Origin of the sequence: Neorhizobium sp. BT27B (assembly GCF_050455485.1) — a bacterium.
Classification (GTDB): domain Bacteria; phylum Pseudomonadota; class Alphaproteobacteria; order Rhizobiales; family Rhizobiaceae; genus Neorhizobium.
In genome coordinates, this window is sequence record NZ_JBCIYT010000004.1 from 373,271 (window position 1) to 393,894 (window position 20,624).

The window sequence follows — 20,624 nt, forward strand, 5'->3', positions numbered from 1 at the left end:
ACCTGCCCGGTTATATTTTCGGAGTCAGGTCAGCGAAAAGCTGAAGGCCGGTGCGCCCGCAAGCTCGATATCGAACTGGCCGCCTTCCTTCAGCGGAATTGCGCCGCACAGCGTGCCGGTTGTGATCAAGGTGCCGGCCTTGAGCGATGTTTCCGGTCGATCCGCCAGATTGGCGTAATCGAGAAGCCAGGAGAGTACATCGCCGGTCGCGTGTTTTGCCGGCGCATCGAAGATCGACGCGGAACCCGAGCGGATCGACAGAGCCGGCGTGTTCGAAGCATCGAGAAATTCACGCCCCAGTTCCGGGCCGAGCACATAACCGTCATTGCCGAGACGATCGACCAGATAGAGTGGGAACGACACCTTTCCGGCTTCGAGAAGCACAGTCCACACCATTTCGGCACCGAGGTAAACCGTGCCGATGGCATCGAGAATATCGCTTCGCTGGTATGGCGCGCCGCTGACTGGCAGATCCTTGCCGAGCCGCACTGCGATTTCGATTTCCAGCAGCGTATCGGTCCGCCATGGCAGGTTGGCGCCGGCGCTTTTTTCGATCAGCGGATGAAGGCGGGCGACGACCGGCACGCCGTCCGGCGAACGCGCGACCTTCCACGCCGTCTCTGTCGACCCCTCGAGCGTCAGCCGTCCCTGCAGATCCGTCGCCTGCGACATGTCGGGAAGGTTGGAGAAATGGCTGGTGGCAACCCGTTCGCCGCTTTTGCGCAGCCGTTCGAGTTCGCTGATCACGGCATTTGCGGTGGTTTCGGTCATCTGTTCTTTCGTCATCAAAGCACTCCCATTACGGGCGCCATGATTGCGGAGCTTGCCGCCGAGGTAAAGGCTGTTTGAGCCGGAGGCGGTACGCCCATCAGGCGGCAACGCGCGTATCCGGCGGCACGATCACTTTCCTCCCGATGACGAAAGTGGCGATCGCCAGCGCCGCAACGCCGCCATGCACCCAATAGGCAAGGCTGTAACCGCCAAGGTCGGTCAGCCAGCCGGCAGCGATATTGCTCGTCGAGGCGCCAATCCCCTGAATGGTCATCACCGATGCCAGCCCGACATTAAAACGGCCTGTCCCCGCCATGATGCGTTCAACCGCAAGCGGCGTGGCGATGCCGATCAAACCGGCGCCCACACCGTCGAGCACCTGCACCGGAAAAATCCAGTCGAAACTGGTGAACGTGCCGGCAATCGCGCCCCGGATCGGCAGCGCGGAAAGTGCCACGATAAAGACGAAGGACAGGCCGAAGCGGCGAATGAGAAAGGGCGTCGCCAGCGCCACCGCAATCATGGACAACTGTGCCACGCCGGTGGTGATGGCCGTGGTGCGAAAAGGCGTACCGAGCTGGACGGAAAAATCCTGGGCGATGAGGCGGCTGATCGGTGCATTGCCGAAATGGAAGATCATCAGCGTAATGGCCAGCAGGATGAGGCCGCGGCTGGCAAACACCACCGACAGGCCGGAAGGGCCAGGCGCGCCATCGTCATTTTCAAGACCCCGTGCCGCCTTGTGATCGATCGCATCCGGGTCGATCATGAACACGGCGACCAGCGTCGCCAGCGCGGTCAATATCATCAGGCCGATGATGCCGTTCATGCCGAACATCACGGTGGCCGCATAGATCGCCGCCAGCGAGGCGACATTGCCGGCATGGTTCCAGAACTCGTTGGCGGAGACCTGCCGGGTAAAACGTTTTTCGCCGACCAGCCCGAGCGTCAGGCCCATCAGCGCCGGGCCGATGATGGCACCGACGATGGCTGTCGCCGATTGCCCTCCGAAAACCGAAAGATTGCCGGGTGCCGCCAGCGTCCAGAGGGCCGCAGCGGTGACCAGCACGACGGGGATGACGATCAGCATGCGTTTGTGGCGTGAACTGTCCACCCAGGCGCCGAACAGCGGCGTGGCGATCATGCCCAGCACGCCGCCAAGGGTCGCGACCATGCCGAGCGTCATCGGCGACCAGCCGCGCGTGGCGAGAAATCCATCGAGAAAGGGCCCAAGCCCGTCGCGGGCGTCTGCCAGAAAGAAATTGAGGAAAGCGAGAGCGATGATGGAGCGGCTGGCGGGGCTGGCTGTGGTGGTCATGCCAAGAATTCCGGTGGCGAGGTGCGCTTTAACGGGGCAGGGGGCGTCCGGTTCCGCCGATATTTGCCGGCTTCCGCTTTTATCTGGCTTAAGGCATTCGAGCCGTCTAATTTGCGCTCCGATTCGCTGCCAAGGAAGGCAGCACAACCAAGCGCGCCGAAGGAGAATATTATGACGGACGCAAAGAGCGGCATTACGGGCCTGCGGCCGCATATCTCGGTCGTCGGCGTCGGCGGTGGTGGTGGCAATGCCATCAACAACATGATCAGTGAAAACCTGAGCGGCGTCGAGTTCATCGCCGCCAATACCGATGCGCAGGTTCTGGCAACCTCCAAGGCGTCGCGCCGCATCCAGCTCGGTGCGCAGATCACCGAAGGCCTCGGCGCGGGTTCGCTGCCGGATGTCGGCCGTGCGGCTGCCGAAGAATCGATCGACGAGATCATGGATCATCTCGCAGGCTCGCATATGTGTTTCGTCACCGCCGGCATGGGCGGCGGCACCGGCACGGGTGCAGCCCCGGTCATCGCGCATGCGGCCCGTTCCGCCGGCATTCTGACCGTCGGTGTGGTCACCAAGCCGTTCACCTTCGAAGGCAATCGCCGCATGAAGACGGCGGATGCCGGTATCGAGGCGCTGCGTCAGGCTGCCGATACGGTCATCGTCATTCCCAACCAGAACCTGTTCCGCATCGCCAATGCCAATACCAGCTTTGCCGATGCCTTCATGACCGCAGACCGCGTGCTGTTTTCCGGCGTCGGCTGCATCACCGACCTGATCGTCAAGGAAGGCCTGATCAACCTCGATTTCGCCGATGTGAAATCGGTGATGAAGGGCATGGGCCGTGCGATGATGGGCACGGGCGAAGCATCCGGCGAAGGCCGCGCATTGGCCGCCGCCGAGGCCGCAATCGCCAACCCGCTGCTCGATGATATCTCGATGAAGGGCGCGCGTGGCGTGCTGATCTCGATTTCCGGCGGTTCGGACATGACGCTGTTTGAAGTCGATGAAGCGGCAAGCCGCATTCGCGACGAAGTGCAGGCAGAGGCCGATATCGTCGTCGGCGCAATCTTCGACCGCAATCTTGATGGTCTTTTCCGGGTGTCGGTGGTGGCCACCGGCCTTGAGGGCGGCCTCGCCTGAGACCATCCGTTTCGGTCATGAAAAACGACGGCGGTGCGATAGGATCGTGCCGCCGTTTTTTTGTCATTCGCGTCTCGAAGGACAGTGAGGTTAAGGGAAAAGGAGGGTGTTTTTGCCTGTGTCGTTTACCCTGAGATAGGCATAAAATTCTCAGCCGTGACAAAAAATCCTCAAAACGCTTGAGGTAAATTAAAATTGCAGGTATCCGTTTTCACACAAATCATTTTTCTGAAATTTTTGATGATGGCATGCCTATGAAAAGTTTCCGCGGTTCTTTGTGGGCAACTGTGTTGATCATGTCTGCAGCCATGCTTTCCGGCTGCAACACGACGAAGATCGAAGCCCCCGCCGTCGAGACCAAAAAGGCCGCGCCAACGCCCGCCAAGCAGGTTTATCACTATACCTCCAGGGACCGTGAATGCCTGAAGCGCGCCATGTATTTCGAATCGAAACGCACCAGCCGTAACGGTTTCATGGCAGTCGGCACCGTTGTCATGAACCGGCTGACATCGGGCGCTTATCCGGACACGATCTGTGATGTCGTTGCCCAGAAGAATCAGTTCGCACCGGGCGTGATGACGCGAATCATGGATGAAGCGACGGCACCGGATCTGGAAGGTGCAAGCGAAGCCATCCTGAAGGGCGAACGCCACCCGGATGTGAAGGACGCGATGTTCTTCCACACGAACGGCCTGAAGTTCCCTTACAAGAACATGAGCTATGTTGCTGTCGCCGGCGGTAATGCCTTCTATGAGAAGCGCGGGCGTGACGGCGAATTGCAGACACCTGAGCCGCTGCCGGCCGGAAGCTACATGCTCGCCATGGCGCAGCAGGAGACATCTGCACCGCAACTGGCACTGAATGATCTGACAAAAGGCCCGGCAGCGCCGCAGGTGGGCGCGCAGGAAGACGCGCTGCCGCAGAACACGGCCACTCAGGCGGTTCCCGTTCCGCAGGCGATGGAGGTCAGTTTCGAACCCGCGCCGATGTTGGTGCCCGTGCCGCAGCCAAAGCCGATCGCAGGCAGCCAGCAGGCGGCGCTGGTTCGGCAGTTGATGGCGCAGCGATCCCTCTATCGCTGACCGGCACGTCTGCTCCACACTCGACGGCCGAAAGCCGGCAACGTGGAGTGACCACCTTGCCGGCAAGGCTTAGCCTTTGCTTCGACTTTCTTCAGAAATTCCAGTCTTCGTCCTCGGTGGCCACGGCCTTGCCGATGACATAGGAAGAGCCGGAGCCGGAAAAGAAGTCGTGGTTCTCGTCGGCATTGGGTGACAGGGCCGAGAGGATCGCCGGATTGACCTTGCAGGCGTCGGCCGGGAACAGCGCCTCGTAACCGAGGTTCATCAGCGCCTTGTTGGCATTGTAGTGCAGGAATTTTTTGACGTCCTCGGTCAGGCCGACGTCGTCGTAAAGCGCTTCTGTATATTTCGCTTCATTGTCGTAAAGTTCCAGCAGCAGATCGAAGGCAAAATCCTTGATCTCCTGACGTTTTGCTTCCGGCAGAAGTTCCACGGCGCGCTGGAACTTGTAGCCGATGTAATAACCATGAACCGCCTCGTCGCGGATGATCAGGCGGATCAGGTCGGCGGTATTGGTCAGCCGCGCCCGGCTTGACCAGTACATCGGCAGATAGAAGCCGGAATAGAACAGAAAGCTTTCGAGGAAGACCGAAGCGATCTTCTTTTTCAGCGGATCGCCGCTGTCATACTGCTGCATGATCAGCGCCGATTTGCGCTGCAGAAACTCGTTTTCCTCCGACCAGCGATAGGCGTCGTCGACGTCCGGCGTCGAGCACAGGGTCGAAAAGATCGAGGAATAGGAGCGCGCATGCACGGCCTCCATGAAGGAGACGTTGGAGAGTACCGCCTCTTCGTGCGGGGTCACGGCATCCTCCATCAGGCGTACCGAACCGACGCCATTCTGGATCGTGTCGAGCAGGGTGAGACCGGTGAAGACGCGGATGGTGAGCTGCTGTTCATTGGTCTTGAGTGCTGCCCAGGAGGGGATGTCGTTGGAAAGCGGCACCTTTTCCGGCAGCCAGAAATTGCTGGTCAGCCGGTTCCAGACATCAAGATCCTTATCGTCCTCGATGCGGTTCCAGTTGATGGCGCGAATGGCGGCGGCGGGCTTGACGGCGATGTTCATGGTGGTTGGTCCTTGAAGGAAATGGCTTTGGGTTGCCCCTCATCCGCCTGCCGTATCAAAGCCCCTCACCAACAAAATCTATGACTTAGCTTTGCTAAGATCATGATTTTGTATCCTCTCCCGCAAGGGGAGAGGGAGAGGCTCGAGATCGCGGCTCCGGTCTCTCTCCCCTTGCGGGAGAGAAAGCGATTTCAACATCTTAAGCTTGCTTAAGTGTTAGAAATCGCAAGTGAGGGGCTTTGCTCAGGCAATCACAGCGCACACGATACGCAGCCCTGCACTTCCGTGCCGGTCAGCGCCATCTGGCGAAGGCGGATGTAGTAGATGGTCTTGATGCCCTTCTTCCACGCATAGATCTGCGCGCGGTTGATGTCGCGGGTCGTGGCGGTATCGCGGAAGAACAGCGTCAGCGACAGGCCCTGATCGACATGCTGGGTCGCCGCCGCATATGTGTCGATGATCTTTTCAGGGCCGATCTCGTAGGCATCCTGATAATACTCGACATTGTCATTGGTCATGAAGGCGGCCGGATAATAGACGCGGCCGATCTTGCCCTCCTTGCGGATCTCGATCTTGGAAACGATCGGGTGGATCGAGGAGGTCGAGTGGTTGATGTAGGAGATCGAGCCGGTCGGCGGCACGGCCTGCAGGTTCTGGTTATAAAGCCCGCCTGCCATGACCTCGGCCTTCAACTGCCGCCAATCGTCCTGAGTCGGGATATGAATGCCCGCGGTCTCGAATAGTTCGGCCACGCGCTGTGTCGCCGGTAGCCATTCCTGTTCGGTGTATTTGTCGAAATATTCGCCAGACGCGTATTTCGAGTTTTCGAAACCCTTGAAGCTTCTGCCCTTTTCGACCGCCAGCCGGTTGGAGGCGCGCACGGCGTGATAGGCAACCGTGTAGAAATAGATATTGGTGAAATCGACACCCTCTTCCGAGCCGTAGAAAATCCGCTCGCGGGCGAGATAACCGTGCAGGTTCATCTGGCCGAGGCCGATCGCGTGGCTGTCTTCGTTGCCTTGAGCGATCGAGGGAACCGAGGTGATGTTGCTCATCTCGGACACGGCCGTCAGCGCCCGGATCGAGGTTTCGATCGTCTGGCCGAAATCGGTTGAGTCCATGGCGGCGGCGATGTTGAGCGAGCCGAGATTGCAGGAAATGTCCTTGCCCATCTTCGCGTAGGAGAGGTCGTCGTTGAATTCGCTCGCATCGCTGACCTGCAGGATTTCCGAGCAGAGATTGCTCATGGTGATGCGGCCGGCGATCGGGTTGGCGCGGTTCACCGTGTCCTCGAACATGATGTAGGGATAACCGCTTTCGAACTGGATCTCGGCGATCACCTGGAAGAACTCGCGCGCCTTGATCTTCTTCTTGCGGATACGGCCGTCCTCGACCATTTCCTGATATTTTTCCGTCACCGAGATTTCGGTGAACGGCACGCCATAAACACGCTCCACGTCATGCGGTGAGAAAAGATACATGTCCTCGTTGTTGCGGGCGAGTTCGAAGGTGATGTCGGGAATGACGACGCCGAGCGACAGCGTCTTGATGCGGATCTTTTCATCGGCATTTTCGCGCTTGGTGTCGAGAAAACGCATAATGTCCGGGTGGTGGGCATGCAGGTAAACCGCACCCGCGCCCTGCCGCGCGCCAAGCTGGTTGGCGTAGGAGAACGAGTCTTCCAGCAGTTTCATCACCGGAATGACGCCGGAGGACTGGTTCTCGATCTGCTTGATCGGTGCGCCCATTTCACGAAGATTGGTGAGCGACAGCGCCACACCGCCGCCGCGCTTGGAAAGCTGCAGCGCCGAATTGATCGAGCGGCCGATGCTTTCCATATTGTCCTCGACGCGCAGCAGGAAGCAGGAGACGAGTTCGCCGCGCTGCTTTTTGCCGGCATTGAGGAAGGTCGGCGTCGCCGGCTGGAAGCGGCCGGAAATGATCTCGTCGACGAGATCGCGGGCAAGCTTTTCATCGCCGCGCGCCAGCGCCAGCGCCACCATGCAAACGCGGTCCTCGTAACGCTCGAGATAACGCTTTCCGTCAAAGGTCTTCAGCGTGTAGCTGGTGTAATATTTGAAGGCGCCGAGAAAGGTCGGGAACCGGAATTTCTTGTCATATGCGTGGTCGAACAGGTCGCGCACGAAATTGAACGCATACTGGTCCAGCACCTCCTGCTCGTAATAGCTTTCGGTCACCAGATAATCGAGTTTTTCCCGCAGGTTATGAAAGAACACCGTGTTCTGGTTCACATGCTGGAGGAAATACTGTTTTGCGGCCTGCCGGTCGCGGTCGAGCTGGATCTTTCCCTCACCGTCATAAAGGTTCAGCATGGCGTTGAGGGCGTGGTAATCGAGCGCGGCTTCGGCCGGCTTTACCGCATTCACTGGCTTTTCGAAGTTTGTCGCGTCCAAAATCGTTCCAATCCGTGTCTGACGTTGTCGACATCTTCCTGCGTGCCCAGAAGCTCGAACTTGTAGAGAAAAGGCACCTGGCACTTGGCGGAAATGATGTCCCCGGCGATGCAGTAGGCTGCGCCGAAATTGGTGTTGCCCGCGGCAATCACGCCGCGGATGTTGGATCTGTTGTCCGCATCGTTGAGGAAGCGGATCACCTGTTTGGGAACGGCGCCCTTGTTTTCGCCGCCGCCATAGGTCGGAACGATCAGGACGAACGGGTTGGGCGCGCAAAGCGCCTCATCGCTGCTGATCGGAATGCGCCGGGCGTTCATGCCCAGCTTTTCCACGAAACGGTGGGTGCTTTCCGATTTCGTGGAGAAATAAACGACCTCACCCATCGCGATGATGGTCAGGCGAGGGCGCTGATCATGTCAGGGCGAAAACCTGCCCAATGCTGCTCGCCGGCAATCACGACGGGCACCTGTCGGTAACCGAGACCCTGCACGAGGTCATAAGCCTCGGCATCGGCGGACACGTCGATGATAGTGTAGTCGATGCCCTGACGGTCGAGGGCGCGGGTGGTCGCGGTGCACTGGACGCAGGCGGGTTTACTGTAAACGGTGATGGTCATTGTCGGTCCCCTCGTGTGGAATAGGCGTGCAAAAGCGGTCGGACATCCGCCGATGTCCGGGCAAAAGAATATTGGGTATGAAGGTCGTCGCTGACGTGGCCGGACGTTAAACGTCCATCATTGCCACTGCGCGCAACATGAAATCAGCAGGCCGACATCGGCTTGCTGGTCGACATATCGATGCTTATCGAAACTCAAGAACATAAGACTTCACCCCGAAGCATTTCATACGGGACATTCGGGGAAGCGCATGCGCAGGATCATCCCGCACATATACGCGACCTTCCGGACACCCCGCCCGTGGACGTTTCGTACAAGGCAGGTCTCCTGGCTTGCGGGTCACGGCATCCGTTCCGCCTTCCCAACGCTTTTGGCGTCAGTGGCCTGATCGATCGGATGCTCGCCGCTTACAGTTGCGGGGGCAGCTTCGGCATTGTGGCGCCCGTCATGGGTTTCACGCACCGTATTCCCGTCTTAGCTTCCGATGCGAATCGGAAGAACCTTGAACACTAGATATAGTAGACGAGGTGAAAATTCCGTCAACGACTATGTTGTTTCGGCCCGATCAAGGCTGGGGAAAACGAGCGGCCTTGCCGTATAAGATCACGGTCACAGAAACTTTTTCACGTAAATTTATTTACGTACGAATTCAAAAATATTGACGCGCGTAAAATTTAGGACATATGATGAAAAATCCGCCGGCAAGAGGAGGCCCGCCGGCTGGATGTGTGCTTTTAAGGCCTCAAGGACGGGGAGGAATAAACATGACCCTCAAGAATTTCGCAAAGACGCTGCTGGTTTCCGCAAGCCTGACGTTTGCCGCCGCTGCCGCCCATGCCGAAGGCATCGGCGCATCGCTGCTCACGCAGCAGCACCCATTCTATAACGAGCTCGCCAAGGCGATCACCGCTGAAGCCAAGGCCAAGAACGTGTCGGTCGAAATCTCGATCGCCAATCAGGACCTGAACAAGCAGCTCGCCGACATTGAAGACTTCATCGTCAAGGGCGTCGACGTCATCATCATGTCGCCGGTCGACAGCAAGGGCGCACTTGCAGCCGTTGCCCGCGCCGAAGCTGCCGGCATCAAGGTTATCACCGTCGACGTACCGGTCGAAGGCGCCAAGGTTGCCTCCTATATCGGCACCGACAACTATGCCGGTGGCGTCAAGGCCGGTGAACTGATGGCCGAACAGCTTGGCGGCAAGGGCGAAGTCGCAATCATCGACTACCCGCTGGTGCAGTCGGTGGTGAACCGCGTCAACGGCTTCAAGGAAGCCATTGCCAAGCACCCGGACATCAAGATCGTGTCGATCCAGACCGGCATTACCCGCGCCGAAGCACTGGCCGTTGCCCAGAACATGCTGCAGGCTAACCCGGACATCGGTGGCATTTTTGGTTTCGGTGACGATGCCGCTCTCGCCGCAGCCGTTGCCGTCAAGTCTTCGGGCCTGACCGGCAAGGTCAAGGTCATCGGTTTCGATGGCATGCCGGAAGCCATCAAGGCAGTCGATGCCGATCCGGACTTCGTCGGCGTCATCCAGCAGTTCCCGGACCAGATGGGCAAGCTTGCCGTCGAGACCGCGATCAAGCTGCAGGCGGGCGAGGAAGTGCCGGCCGAGCAGCCGATCGTTCCCGGCGTCTACACCAAGAAGCAGTAAGTCCTCCCAAGACGCTCTGCGCATGAGGCCGTCTCTGCTTTGAGACTGCCTCCTTCGGTGGTCCGCTCCCCCAGGCGGGCCACCGGAAATCTGCGGATTGTTCGAAGCCGCCCGATGCGGCGCACCATCTGCATGATCAGGAATAAGGAGCAGCTTTCACCGCAGTGGTGGTGTGAAGCGCTCGTTGAAAGGTGACGCCATGGAAACCTCAGGCGACAAGGTGATCCTTGAGATCAAGGACATGTCCAAGGAATTCGGGGCCGTGAAGGCGCTGAAGAACATGCAGCTTACGGTGAAGCCGGGCCGCGTACACACCATTCTCGGCGAAAACGGTGCCGGCAAGTCGACGCTGATGAAGATTCTCGCGGGCGTTTATCAGCCAACGACGGGTTCGATCGTGCTCGATGGCCAGCCTTATGCGCCGACCAATCCGCAGGATGCCGCCAAGGCCGGCCTGACCATCGTTTTTCAGGAACTCAGCCTCTGCAACAACATGACCGTTGCGGAAAACATCCTGGCAACCCGCGAGCCCTCCAGGGCCGGTTTCATCAACGACAAGGTTTTGGTGCGCAAGGCGGCCGAACTGGTGAAGGAACTCGGCCTGCCGGTTTCGGTCAGTGATCAGGTCGGTGATTTGTCGATTGCCCAGCGTCAGCTGGTGGAAATCGCCAAGGGTTTGAGCATCGAAGCCAAGGTCGTCATCCTCGACGAACCGACCTCCTCGCTCAGCGACAGTGAAGCCGAAATCCTGTTTCAGATCATTGGCCGCCTGAAAGCCAAGGGCGTCGCCATCATCTACATTTCGCACCGCATGGAAGAGATCATGCGGCTGAGCGACGACATTACCGTCGTGCGCGACGGCAGTTATATCACCACCCGCGACAAGACAGAGGTGACGATCGCCGAGCTGATCGCGCTGATGGTCGGCCGCGACATGAACGAAATCTATCCGCCGCGTGATGTGGCCGCTCCGGCACTCACCGAAAAGCCGGTTCTCGCCGTCAATGGTTTGTCGCGCGTCGAAGAATTCGAAAACGTTTCCTTCGATGTGCGTCCAGGCGAAATTCTGGGCTTTTTCGGCCTGATCGGCTCCGGCCGCTCGGAGGTCATGAATACGCTGTTCGGCATGGCCAAGGCCTCCGCCGGCACCGTTGCCATCGATGGCGTACCGGTGAAAATCACTTCGCCGGTAGAGGCCATCGAGCGCCGTATCGGTTTCGTCACCGAAAACCGCAAGGAAGAAGGCCTCGTCTTGAGCCACAGCGTCGAGAGCAATATCTCGATGGTGGCGCTGAACGGCTTTTCCAGCGCCTTCGGTTTCCTGAAACGCCGTCGCGAGCGGGAAGCTGCCAATGCCGAAGTCGCACGCCTCGCTATCAAGACGGCCTCGCTCGATACCATTGCCGGCTCTCTTTCGGGCGGCAACCAGCAGAAGATCGTGCTGGCCAAATGGCTTTTGACCAAACCAAAGATCCTCATCCTCGATGAGCCCACACGCGGCGTCGATGTCGGCGCCAAATTCGAAATCTACAAGATCATCCGCCAGCTGGCGGCGGAAGGCACGGCAATCCTGCTCGTGTCCTCCGAACTTCCGGAAGTCATAGGCATGAGTGACCGCGTCGTCGTAATGAGCGAGGGCAAGGTCACGGCAATCGCCGACCCTGACCAGATGACACCGGAAAAGATCATGCACTTTGCCACGGGATATGCATCATGAGTGACAAGAGCGCAGCCAGCGCCGCCTTCAAACAGGTCATGAAACAGTATGGCGGTATCTTTTTATCGCTGATCGTTCTGTGCGTGATTTTTTCCGTCACCAACGGTCGTTTCATGTCGGTGGCGAATTTTCTGAACATCCTGCAGCAGGTGTCGGTCATCGCCATTGCCGCCTTCGGCATGACCTGGGTCATCCTGCTCGGTGAAATCGACCTGTCGATCGGCTCGATCATCGCGGTGGCCGGCATGGTCGGCGCGCAATGTTTCGCTTTTGGCATGAGTTTTGTGCCGGCGCTGATCCTGACGATTGCGGCAGGTGCGCTGCTCGGCCTCGCCAACGGCGTGCTGACGGCGAAATTCCTGCTGCCGTCCTTTATCGTCACGGTGGCGACCATGGGCATCTATCGCGGCATGGTCAGCCTTCCGACCAATGGTGCGCCGGCCATGATCATGGAACCGAGCTGGACCGCCATCGGCACCCAGAGCTTTATCGGCATCCCGATCGTCATCTGGGTCGTTGCTGTGCTGTTCCTGTTCAACCACATTCTCTTGAGCAAGACCAAATTCGGCCGTCGCGCCTATCTGACCGGCGGCAACCGCGAGGCAGCGCTTTATTCCGGCATCAAGGTCGATCGCCTGAAGATCATCATCTTCATGATCTCCGGCGTGATGGCGGCGATCAGCGGCGTGTTGCTCTCCTCGCGCCTCTTCTCGGCCCAGACAAATGCCGGCATGAGCTATGAACTCGATGCCATCGCGGCAGCCGTTCTCGGCGGCACCAGCCTTGCCGGCGGCGTCGGCACCATGATCGGCACGCTGATCGGCGCGCTTATCATCGGCGTCCTCAACAACGGGATGAACATGCTGTCGGTGCCTTACTTCTACCAGCTCATCGTCAAGGGCCTCGTCATTCTCATCGCCGTCTATCTCGACGTGCGGTCGAAGCGCGCCAAGCAGTAATCATTAGAGCAGATACCAATGTCGAAAATTCTCACCATCGGCGAAATTCTGGTCGAAATCGTCGCCACCAATCGCGGCAACGGTTTTCGTGAAGCCGTGCCGCTGATCGGCCCGTTTCCGTCGGGCGCACCGGCGATCTTCATCGATCAGGTCGGCAAGCTCGGCCAGGAATGCGCGATCATCTCGCGCGTCGGCGAAGACGACTTTGGCTGGGTCAACATCAACCGCCTGACGGAAGATGGTGTCGATGTCTCGGGCATCGAGGTCCTGCCGCTCGGCACCACCGGCAGCGCTTTCGTGCGTTACCGCGAGGACGGTGGCCGCAATTTTGTCTTCAACATCCGCAACAGCGCCTGCGGTGAGATCGAACTGTCGGACAAGACGCTGGCCCTTATCGACACCTGCACGCATATGCATGTCATGGGCACGGCTCTGTACGCACCGAGCGTCGTCACCAGCATCCTGACCGCCGTCGAACGCATCAAGGCCGCTGGCGGCACCGTTTCCTTCGACCCCAACCTGCGTCCTGAAATTCTCGACAGCCCCGGCATGCGCGAAGCGTTGCAGACGGTGCTTTCCAAGACCGATCTGTTCATGCCGAGCGGCGAGGAGCTGTTCCTGTTCGCGCAGGCAAAGACTGAGAAGGAAGCCGTCGTCGAGCTGCTTGCCAAGGGCATCAAGGCCATCGTCGTCAAGCGCGGTGACAAGGGCGCCAGCTATTACGACAAGGACACCCAGATCGATCTTCCCAGCTACAAGGTCGAGGAAATCGATCCGACCGGCGCCGGTGATTGTTTTGGTGCCACCTTCGTCACCTTCTGGCTGAAGGGCATGCATCCGGCCGAAGTGCTGCGATACGCCAATGCCTCCGGTGCGCGTGCCGTCACCAAGGCCGGCCCGATGGAAGGGGCCTCTACCCGCGCCGAACTCGACGCACTCATTCAAGCGCAAGGAAATGCCTGACATGCAAAAGAGCTATCTCACCGACATCGCCAACTGGCAGAACGGCTCGGGCGTCAAGGGCATTCCGTCGATCTGCTCGGCACATCCGCTGGTCATCGAGGCTTCCATGCTGCATGCGCTCAAGCAGGATGCGCATCTGCTTGTTGAAGCTACCTGCAATCAGGTCAATCAGGATGGCGGTTATACCGGCATGACGCCGGCCGATTTTCGCGCCTTCGCGGAAGAGATCGCCAAAAAGGTCGGTTTCCCGATCGAAAAGCTGATCCTCGGTGGTGACCACCTTGGCCCCAATCCTTGGAAGAACCTGCCCGCCGATGAGGCGATGGCAAAAGCCTGCGTGATGATCGAAGCCTTTGCTCTGGCCGGTTTCACAAAATTGCATCTCGATACCAGCATGGGCTGCGCCGGTGAGCCGGTCGCGCTTCCGGACGCACTGACCGCCGAGCGTGCCGCGCGCCTTGCCGCCGTTGCCGAAGCTGCGCTGACGGGGTCTGATGGTATCAAGCCGGTCTATATCGTCGGCACCGAAGTGCCGATCCCCGGCGGCGCGATGGAAGAGCTGGACGAACTCGAAGTGACCAAGCCGGAATCTGCGCGCGAAACCATTGCCGTGCACGCCAAGGCATTCGAAGCTGCCGGCGTATCGGATGCATTTTCGCGCGTTGTCGGCGCCGTCGTTCAGCCGGGCGTCGAATATGGCAACGAGAACGTCATCCCTTACGTCCCGGCAAAGGCCAAGGCGCTGAGTGCTACCTTGTTCGACATGCCGGGCATGGTCTTTGAAGCGCATTCCACCGATTACCAGACCCGCGAAATGTTGCGCCAGCTGGTGATGGATGGTTTTGCCATCCTGAAGGTCGGCCCCGGCCTCACCTTTGCGCTGCGCGAAGCCTTTTACGGTCTCGACCAGATTGCCGAGTTCCTGTTCCCCGGCAAGCGCTCGGAAATGCTGATCGCCACCGTCGAACGCGTGCTGACGGCGGATCCAAAAAACTGGGACAAATATTACCACGGTTCGGACGCCGAAAAGCATATCCAGCGCCATTTCAGCTATAGCGACCGCATTCGCTACTACTGGCCGCAGCCGGAAATCGATGCCGCTGTAAAGGCGCTGTTCGAGCTTCTGGATGGCGTGGAAATTCCCGAAACGCTGATCAGCCAGTATCTCACCGGTGCCTATGTGTCGGTGCGTGACGGCAAGGTTCAGCCGAATGCGCGCGCACTGGCTCTTGCCGCCGTCGATCGCGTGCTGGAAGATTATTTCGAAGCCTGCCGCGCCTGATTGGCGCGGCTTGCACGGACTCAGAAGTTTTGATTGAACTGTGTCCATAATTTCAATCGATTAGTAAATCGGGTGGGACGTTATTGTCAGAGAAACCCATCAGTGGGGCCATCAAAACGATGGAGGACTTTTCCGAGTTTGTCGGATTGTCCCGCCCGACCGTGTCCAAATATTTTAACGACCCGAATTCGGTCCGGCCGAAAACCCGCGGGCTGATCGAGGTTGCGCTGAAAGAAAGCGGCTTTCGGCCAAACATGTTTGCCGTCAACCTCAACCGTCGGCGCAGCAACATCATCGGCATCATCATCCCGAATTCGACCGATCCGTTTTATATGGCGCTGACACGCCGCGTTGAACTGATCGCCAATGCCGCCGGTTTTCTCGCTTTCGTTCTGTCGTCGGATGGCAATGCCGAAATCGAGGCACGCGCCATCGAAACGCTGAAATCGATGAACGTCGCCGGCGCCATCATAGCACCGCTTGGCGTGCAGTCGCAGCACGAAACGCTGAAGGCGCTCGGGGAATCCATCGCGCTGGTTTATGTGGACTCACCACTGGACGAAACCTCGCCGTTTGTCGGCACCAACAACCGTCAGAGCTTTCAGCTCATCGTCGATTATCTCGTCCGCTCCGGCGAGCCGCCCTGTTATCTCGGTATGCCGCCGGTCAATACCAATGCCGCGACCCGCGAAACCGCCTATGTCGAAGCGATGCGCCAGCTGAAAATGGAGCCGATCCTTCTGGAAACTGCCCATGATGGCAGCTGGGATTTCGAGCGTTTCGGCTACGAGGAAACCCGGCGTTTCCTGAACGCAGGCGGTTTCCCGACCAAGACGGTTCTCTGCGCCAACGACCGCGTCGCTTTCGGCGCCATTTCGGCGGCCTATCAGCATGGATTGAAGATCGGCCAGTCTGCCGCCAGCGATATCCGCATCGCCGGCCATGACGACCATCCGCTGTCGCGTTACGCCTGTCCGCCGATCACCACCGTTGCCCAGAACTACAACGAGATCGGTCGTCTGGCGATGGACCTGCTGTTCCGCAAGCTGGATCTTGAGATGGAAGGGGCGGAAGCCTCGGCGGAAAGCCAGCGCATCCTGCTCAATGCCGAAATCATGCTGCGGGAATCGGCCTGAGCGCCGTTTTCTCGCTGGCCGGCGTTTCAGTCTGATCGCGACGCTGGTGAAATGGCGGCCGATGCCCAGCATTTAGGCTGTTGATCTGCCGCCGTAACTCTTTGCAATTGCTAAATTCCATGGTGCCGTCGTGGCGACGGAGATTGTCGCTTGCGTGAAAATCAGCTTGCGTCTGCATACCAATCGGGCACAATTTCAAAAATATTTACCAGACGGTCAATATTTCACGCTCGGACAAGCCGGCATTGCGTTTCTGTTTTTTATCCCATTGTTTAAAAACATCTATTTCGGACTGGCATGCAACTTGCTGATTGACAGGCAATCGGCAATTCGCCCAATCGAGAGGAGCATGAGATGGAAATCGGTGTTTTTATCCCTATCGGCAACAATGGCTGGCTGCTTTCCGAAAACGCGCCGCAATACAAGCCGTCCTTCGAACTCAACAAAAAAATCACGCTGACGGCGGAAAAATACGGGTTCGATTTCGCGCTTTCGATGATCAAGCTGCGCGGCTTTGGCGGCAAGACGGAATTCTGGGACTACAATCTGGAATCCTTCACACTGATGGCGGGCCTTGCCGCCGTCACCTCGAAGATAAAACTGTTCGGCACGGCGGCGACGCTGGTCATGCCGCCGGCCATCGTCGCGCGCATGGCCACCACGATCGACAGCATTTCGGGTGGGCGTTTCGGCGTCAATCTGGTCACCGGCTGGCAGAGGCCGGAATACAGCCAGATGGGTCTGTGGCCGGGCGATGATTATTTTGGCGATCGTTACGCCTATCTCGCCGAATATTCGACCGTGCTGAAAGAGCTTCTGGCCTCGGGTGCATCCGATTTCAAAGGCAAATATTTCCAGATGGACGATTGCCACATGAAGCCGGTGCCGGAGGGCGATGTGAAGCTGATCTGCGCCGGTTCGTCGAATGCCGGCATGGCGTTTTCCGCCGAGTTTGCCGATTACAGCTTTTGCTTCGGCGTCGGCATCAACACGCCAAAGGCATTTGCCCCCACCAATGAGCGGCTTCTGGCGGCAACGGAAAAGACCGGGCGCGATGTGCGCTCCTTCGTGCTGACGATGATCCTGGCAGAGGAAACCACAAAGGCGGCTTTCGCCAAGTGGGAACATTACAAGGCCGGCGCCGATCAGGAGGCGATCCAGTGGCTCGGCCTGCAGAGTGCGGCAGATACCAAGTCGGGCGCCGATACCAATGTGCGGCACATGTCCAATCCGGTGTCCGCGGTCAATATCAACATGGGCACGCTGATCGGCTCTTATGCGGAAGTGGCGGCGATGCTGGACGAGATGGCGGAAGTGCCCGGCACCGGTGGCGTCATGCTCACCTTCGACGATTTCGTCGAGGGCATCGAAAAATTCGGGCAATATGTTCAGCCATTGATGAAAAGCCGTCAGCATATCAAGCCGGCTCTGGAGGCCGCCGAATGAGCGTGGTTGCAGGATATCAGGCGCCGGTCAGCCGGTCGGAAAGTGTCACGCTGCCGGCCCGGCCGGAACCGATCACGCTGAAGCCATCGGAAACGGCGGTTGTCGTAGTCGACATGCAGAATGCCTATTCGACCGAAGGCGGTTATGTCGATCTCGCCGGTTTCGACATAACCGGTGCCAAGGGCACGATCGACAACATCAAGAAGACGCTGGATGCGGCGCGCGCCAACGGCGTGCAGGTCATCTATTTTCAGAACGGCTGGGACAAGGATTATGTCGAGGCCGGTGGCCCCGGTTCGCCCAACTGGCACAAGTCCAATGCCTTGAAACACATGCGCGCCAATCCCGAGCTGCAAGGCCAATTGCTGGCCAAGGGCACATGGGATTACGCGATCGTCGATGAGTTGCAGCCGCAGCCGGGTGACATTCTTGTGCCGAAAACGCGCTACAGCGGTTTCTTCAACACCAATATGGACAGCGTGCTGCGCGCCCGTGGTATCCGCAATCTCGTCTTTGTCGGCATCGCCACCAATGTCTGCGTCGAAAGTTCGCTGCGCGATGCCTTTCACCTCGAATATTTCGGGGTGATGCTGGAAGATGCCACCCATCATCTGGGGCCGGACTTCATCCAGCAGGCGACTGTCTACAATGTCGAAAAATTCTTCGGCTGGGTCGCGACCGTCAACGATTTCTGCGGCGTCATTGCGCAGGCCGCGCCGAGCGAAGCCTGAAAGATAAAAAGAGGAGAACGAACATGCCGAAAACGATTATCGTGCCCGAAGGCACCCAGAAGCCGATCGCTCCCTATTCGCCCGGCACGCTTGCCGATGGCGTGGTCTACGTCTCGGGCACGCTGCCTTTCGACAAGAACAACGATGTCGTCCATGTCGGTGATGCCGGTGCCCAGACCCGCCATGTGCTGGAAGTCATCAAGTCGGTCATCGAAACCGCTGGCGGCACGATGGAGGATATCACTATGAACCACATCTTCATCACCGACTGGGCCAATTATCAGGCCGTCAACGCGGTTTATGCCGAGTACTTTCCGGGCGACAAGCCGGCGCGGTATTGCGTCCAGTGCGGTCTGGTGAAGCCGGATGCGTTGGTCGAGATCGCAACCGTTGCGCATATCGGGAAATGACGGAATGCTGCATTTCGATGTGCATGGAGTGATGGACGCCTCTGCCCCGACGATCATCCTGTCGTCGGGCCTTGGCGGCAGTGCCTCCTATTGGGCGCCGCAGATCGAGGCTTTGAAGGCGCGGTTCCGGGTGGTCACCTATGACCATTTCGGCACCGGCCGTTCGCCGGGAGAGGTCCCCGAAGGTTACGCGATCAGCGACATGGCCGATGAGGTCATGGAAATCGCTGCCGCGCTGGGCCTCACCAGTTTCAGTTTCATGGGCCATGCCTTTGGCGGGCTTGTCGGGCTCGACCTGGCGTTGCGCTTTCCCGAGGTCATCGACAGGCTGGTGCTGGTCAATGCCTGGGCCAAGGCTGATCCGCATTCCGGCCGTTGTTTCGATGTGCGTATCGAGCTGCTCGAAAAGTCCGGCGTGCCGGCTTTCGTCAAGGCGCAGCCGTTGTTTCTCTATCCGGCCATCTGGATGGCAGAAAATTCCTCCCGCATGGCGGAAGAAGAAAAGCATGCGCTTTTACATTTCCAGGGGAAGGAGAATATTTTACACCGCATCGCAGCATTAAGGGCTTTCGATATCGAAGGCCGGCTTGAGGGTGTCAATGCGCCCACGCTCGTGGTCGCAACGAAGGATGATATGCTCGTACCCTATAGCCGTTCGCTGCAACTTGCCGATGCCCTGCCGGATTCCACGCTTGCCCTTTTCGATTTCGGCGCCCATGCCGTAAACGTTGTCGACCCGCAGGGTTTCAACGATGCGGTTCTTTCCTTCCTCAATGATCGATAGATTTCAGGATTTCCCATGACGAACGTTCTCGACCAGCAGGCGCTTGATGCGTTGTTTTTCTCCGCGCGTTCCCAGAATGGCTGGTTGCCGGGTGACGTCTCCGACGAGACGCTGAAACAACTCTACGATCTGGTGAAGTTCGGCCCCACCTCGGCCAATTGTTCGCCGGCACGTTTTGTCTTCGTGAAGGGGCCGCAGGCAAAGGAGCGTCTGAAGCCCTCCCTGTCCTCCGGCAATCTGGAAAAGACGCTGGCCGCGCCTGTCACGGTGATCGCCGCCTATGATGCCGAATTCTACGAAAAGCTGCCGCAGCTTTTCCCGCATGCGGATGCACGCAGCTGGTTCACCTCCAGCCCGGCCGCTGCCGAAGAAACCGCCTTCCGCAACGGCACGCTTCAGGCCGGCTATCTCATCCTCGCTGCCCGCGCTCTTGGTCTCGATGCCGGTCCGATGTCCGGTTTCGACAAGAAGAAGGTGGATGACGAGTTCTTTGCCGGCACGACTTGGAAGTCGAATTTCCTGATCAATCTCGGCCATGGCGATCCCGCAAAAGTGTTTGCGCGCCTGCCGCGTCTCGATTTTGACGACGCCTGCCAGATTCTGGGGGAATGAGCATGCAGGGACAGGCCGTGTCGAAAGAGCCGGACAATACGGAAGAAACCCGCCGCGAGGATTATCGCAACGCCATGGCAAAGCTTGGCGCGGCGGTGCATATCGTCACCACATCGGGTGCGGCCGGTCGAGCCGGTTTTGCCGCAACCGCTGTCTGCAGTGTGTCCGACAATCCGCCGACACTTCTCGTCTGCCTCAACAAGACGTCGAGCGCCTATTGGCCGGTCAAGGGCAATGGCACGATCTGCGTCAACGTGCTCTCATCCGACCATCAGGATCTCAGCCGCCTGTTCGGTGGCAAGACGCCGGTCGAGGAGCGTTTTGCCGGTGCCTCATGGACGGAACTGCTAAGCGGCGGGCTGGCGCTCGATGGCGCACTGGCATCGTTCGATTGTGAAATCACCTCGGTGGCCGATGGTCACAGCCACGACATTCTCATCTGCCGGGTTCTCGAAACGCAGGTGAGCGATGGCGGTCAGTCGCTGATCTATCTTAACCGCGGTTATCACGCGGTCTGAG

20 protein-coding genes and 1 riboswitch are annotated in these 20,624 nt (G+C 58.7%); of the genes, 14 read left to right on the forward strand and 6 right to left on the reverse strand.

Translation table 11 applies throughout. The annotated features are described in order from the left end of the window. Nucleotides 1-24: 24 nt before the first annotated feature. Entirely contained in the window at nt 25-786 is a 762-nt protein-coding gene (locus AAIH70_RS13490; RefSeq protein ID WP_245519177.1) for a 2-keto-4-pentenoate hydratase, read from the reverse strand. An 82-nt stretch (nt 787-868) separates the two neighbouring features. Continuing rightward, a complete protein-coding gene (locus AAIH70_RS13495) occupies nt 869-2,089 on the reverse strand; it encodes an MFS transporter (protein ID WP_132274904.1) in 1,221 nt (406 codons plus the stop codon). 171 nt (nt 2,090-2,260) lie between these two features. On the opposite strand from AAIH70_RS13495, the gene ftsZ reads away from it, so the two are divergent. Together ftsZ and AAIH70_RS13505 are read left to right on the forward strand one after the other, a co-directional pair. Then, entirely contained in the window at nt 2,261-3,229 is a 969-nt protein-coding gene (gene ftsZ / locus AAIH70_RS13500; RefSeq protein WP_132274901.1) for a cell division protein FtsZ, read from the forward strand. A gap of 296 nt (nt 3,230-3,525) precedes the next feature. Beyond that, nucleotides 3,526-4,311 (forward strand): cell wall hydrolase, encoded by a 786-nt coding sequence (locus AAIH70_RS13505; RefSeq protein WP_245519176.1) that lies wholly within the window; start codon nt 3,526-3,528, stop codon nt 4,309-4,311. Between the two features lie 91 nt (nt 4,312-4,402). Here AAIH70_RS13505 and nrdF read toward each other — a convergent pair whose 3' ends face one another. The 4 genes from nrdF to nrdH form a co-directional block, all read right to left on the reverse strand. Beyond that, nucleotides 4,403-5,377, reverse strand: a complete 975-nt coding sequence (gene nrdF, locus AAIH70_RS13510; protein ID WP_132274896.1) for a class 1b ribonucleoside-diphosphate reductase subunit beta — start codon at nt 5,375-5,377, stop codon at nt 4,403-4,405. A 251-nt stretch (nt 5,378-5,628) separates the two neighbouring features. Continuing rightward, entirely contained in the window at nt 5,629-7,791 is a 2,163-nt protein-coding gene (nrdE, locus tag AAIH70_RS13515) for a class 1b ribonucleoside-diphosphate reductase subunit alpha (protein ID WP_207908258.1), read from the reverse strand. Next, a complete protein-coding gene (nrdI, locus tag AAIH70_RS13520; RefSeq protein WP_132274894.1) occupies nt 7,761-8,174 on the reverse strand; it encodes a class Ib ribonucleoside-diphosphate reductase assembly flavoprotein NrdI in 414 nt (137 codons plus the stop codon). Before nrdI ends, nrdE begins: the two co-directional genes overlap by 31 nt. 11 nt (nt 8,175-8,185) lie before the next feature. After that, nucleotides 8,186-8,407: a glutaredoxin-like protein NrdH gene (gene nrdH / locus AAIH70_RS13525; protein WP_132274891.1), complete on the reverse strand. Its 222-nt coding sequence runs from the start codon at nt 8,405-8,407 to the stop codon at nt 8,186-8,188. A 300-nt stretch (nt 8,408-8,707) separates the two neighbouring features. Further along, a riboswitch (cobalamin riboswitch) is annotated at nt 8,708-8,927 on the reverse strand. Between the two features lie 244 nt (nt 8,928-9,171). Here nrdH and AAIH70_RS13530 point away from each other — a divergent pair. The 12 genes from AAIH70_RS13530 (at nt 9,172) to AAIH70_RS13585 (ending at nt 20,623) form a co-directional block, all read left to right on the forward strand. After that, complete coding sequence (locus tag AAIH70_RS13530) at nt 9,172-10,065, forward strand: substrate-binding domain-containing protein (RefSeq protein WP_132274889.1); 894 nt, start codon at nt 9,172-9,174, stop codon at nt 10,063-10,065. 199 nt (nt 10,066-10,264) lie between these two features. Next, nucleotides 10,265-11,782 (forward strand): sugar ABC transporter ATP-binding protein, encoded by a 1,518-nt coding sequence (locus tag AAIH70_RS13535; RefSeq protein ID WP_132274886.1) that lies wholly within the window; start codon nt 10,265-10,267, stop codon nt 11,780-11,782. After that, nucleotides 11,779-12,741: an ABC transporter permease gene (locus tag AAIH70_RS13540; RefSeq protein WP_132274883.1), complete on the forward strand. Its 963-nt coding sequence runs from the start codon at nt 11,779-11,781 to the stop codon at nt 12,739-12,741. The genes AAIH70_RS13535 and AAIH70_RS13540 overlap by 4 nt, the downstream gene beginning before the upstream one ends. 18 nt (nt 12,742-12,759) lie before the next feature. Beyond that, nucleotides 12,760-13,704, forward strand: coding sequence for a tagatose kinase (locus tag AAIH70_RS13545; protein WP_132274880.1), 945 nt, complete (start codon nt 12,760-12,762; stop codon nt 13,702-13,704). Between the two features lies 1 nt (nt 13,705). Further along, nucleotides 13,706-14,986: a D-tagatose-bisphosphate aldolase, class II, non-catalytic subunit gene (locus AAIH70_RS13550; protein ID WP_132274877.1), complete on the forward strand. Its 1,281-nt coding sequence runs from the start codon at nt 13,706-13,708 to the stop codon at nt 14,984-14,986. Between the two features lie 119 nt (nt 14,987-15,105). Then, the gene (locus AAIH70_RS13555) at nt 15,106-16,122 is read left to right on the forward strand and encodes a LacI family DNA-binding transcriptional regulator (protein ID WP_132274873.1); all 1,017 of its coding nucleotides are present in this window, start codon (nt 15,106-15,108) and stop codon (nt 16,120-16,122) included. Nucleotides 16,123-16,476: 354 nt separating this feature from the next. Beyond that, nucleotides 16,477-17,568, forward strand: coding sequence for a pyrimidine utilization protein A (rutA, locus tag AAIH70_RS13560; protein ID WP_132274871.1), 1,092 nt, complete (start codon nt 16,477-16,479; stop codon nt 17,566-17,568). After that, a complete protein-coding gene (rutB, locus tag AAIH70_RS13565; RefSeq protein ID WP_132274868.1) occupies nt 17,565-18,299 on the forward strand; it encodes a pyrimidine utilization protein B in 735 nt (244 codons plus the stop codon). The genes rutA and rutB overlap by 4 nt, the downstream gene beginning before the upstream one ends. Nucleotides 18,300-18,322: 23 nt before the next feature. After that, nucleotides 18,323-18,709 carry a pyrimidine utilization protein C gene (rutC, locus tag AAIH70_RS13570; RefSeq protein WP_132274866.1) on the forward strand — a complete coding sequence of 129 codons (387 nt, stop codon included), beginning with the start codon at nt 18,323-18,325 and terminating at the stop codon, nt 18,707-18,709. Nucleotides 18,710-18,713: 4 nt separating this feature from the next. Then, complete coding sequence (gene rutD, locus AAIH70_RS13575) at nt 18,714-19,493, forward strand: pyrimidine utilization protein D (RefSeq protein ID WP_132274864.1); 780 nt, start codon at nt 18,714-18,716, stop codon at nt 19,491-19,493. A 15-nt stretch (nt 19,494-19,508) separates the two neighbouring features. Then, nucleotides 19,509-20,105, forward strand: coding sequence for a malonic semialdehyde reductase (locus AAIH70_RS13580; protein ID WP_132274862.1), 597 nt, complete (start codon nt 19,509-19,511; stop codon nt 20,103-20,105). 2 nt (nt 20,106-20,107) lie between these two features. Next, nucleotides 20,108-20,623: a flavin reductase gene (locus tag AAIH70_RS13585; RefSeq protein WP_430034360.1), complete on the forward strand. Its 516-nt coding sequence runs from the start codon at nt 20,108-20,110 to the stop codon at nt 20,621-20,623. Nucleotide 20,624 lies beyond the last annotated feature (1 nt).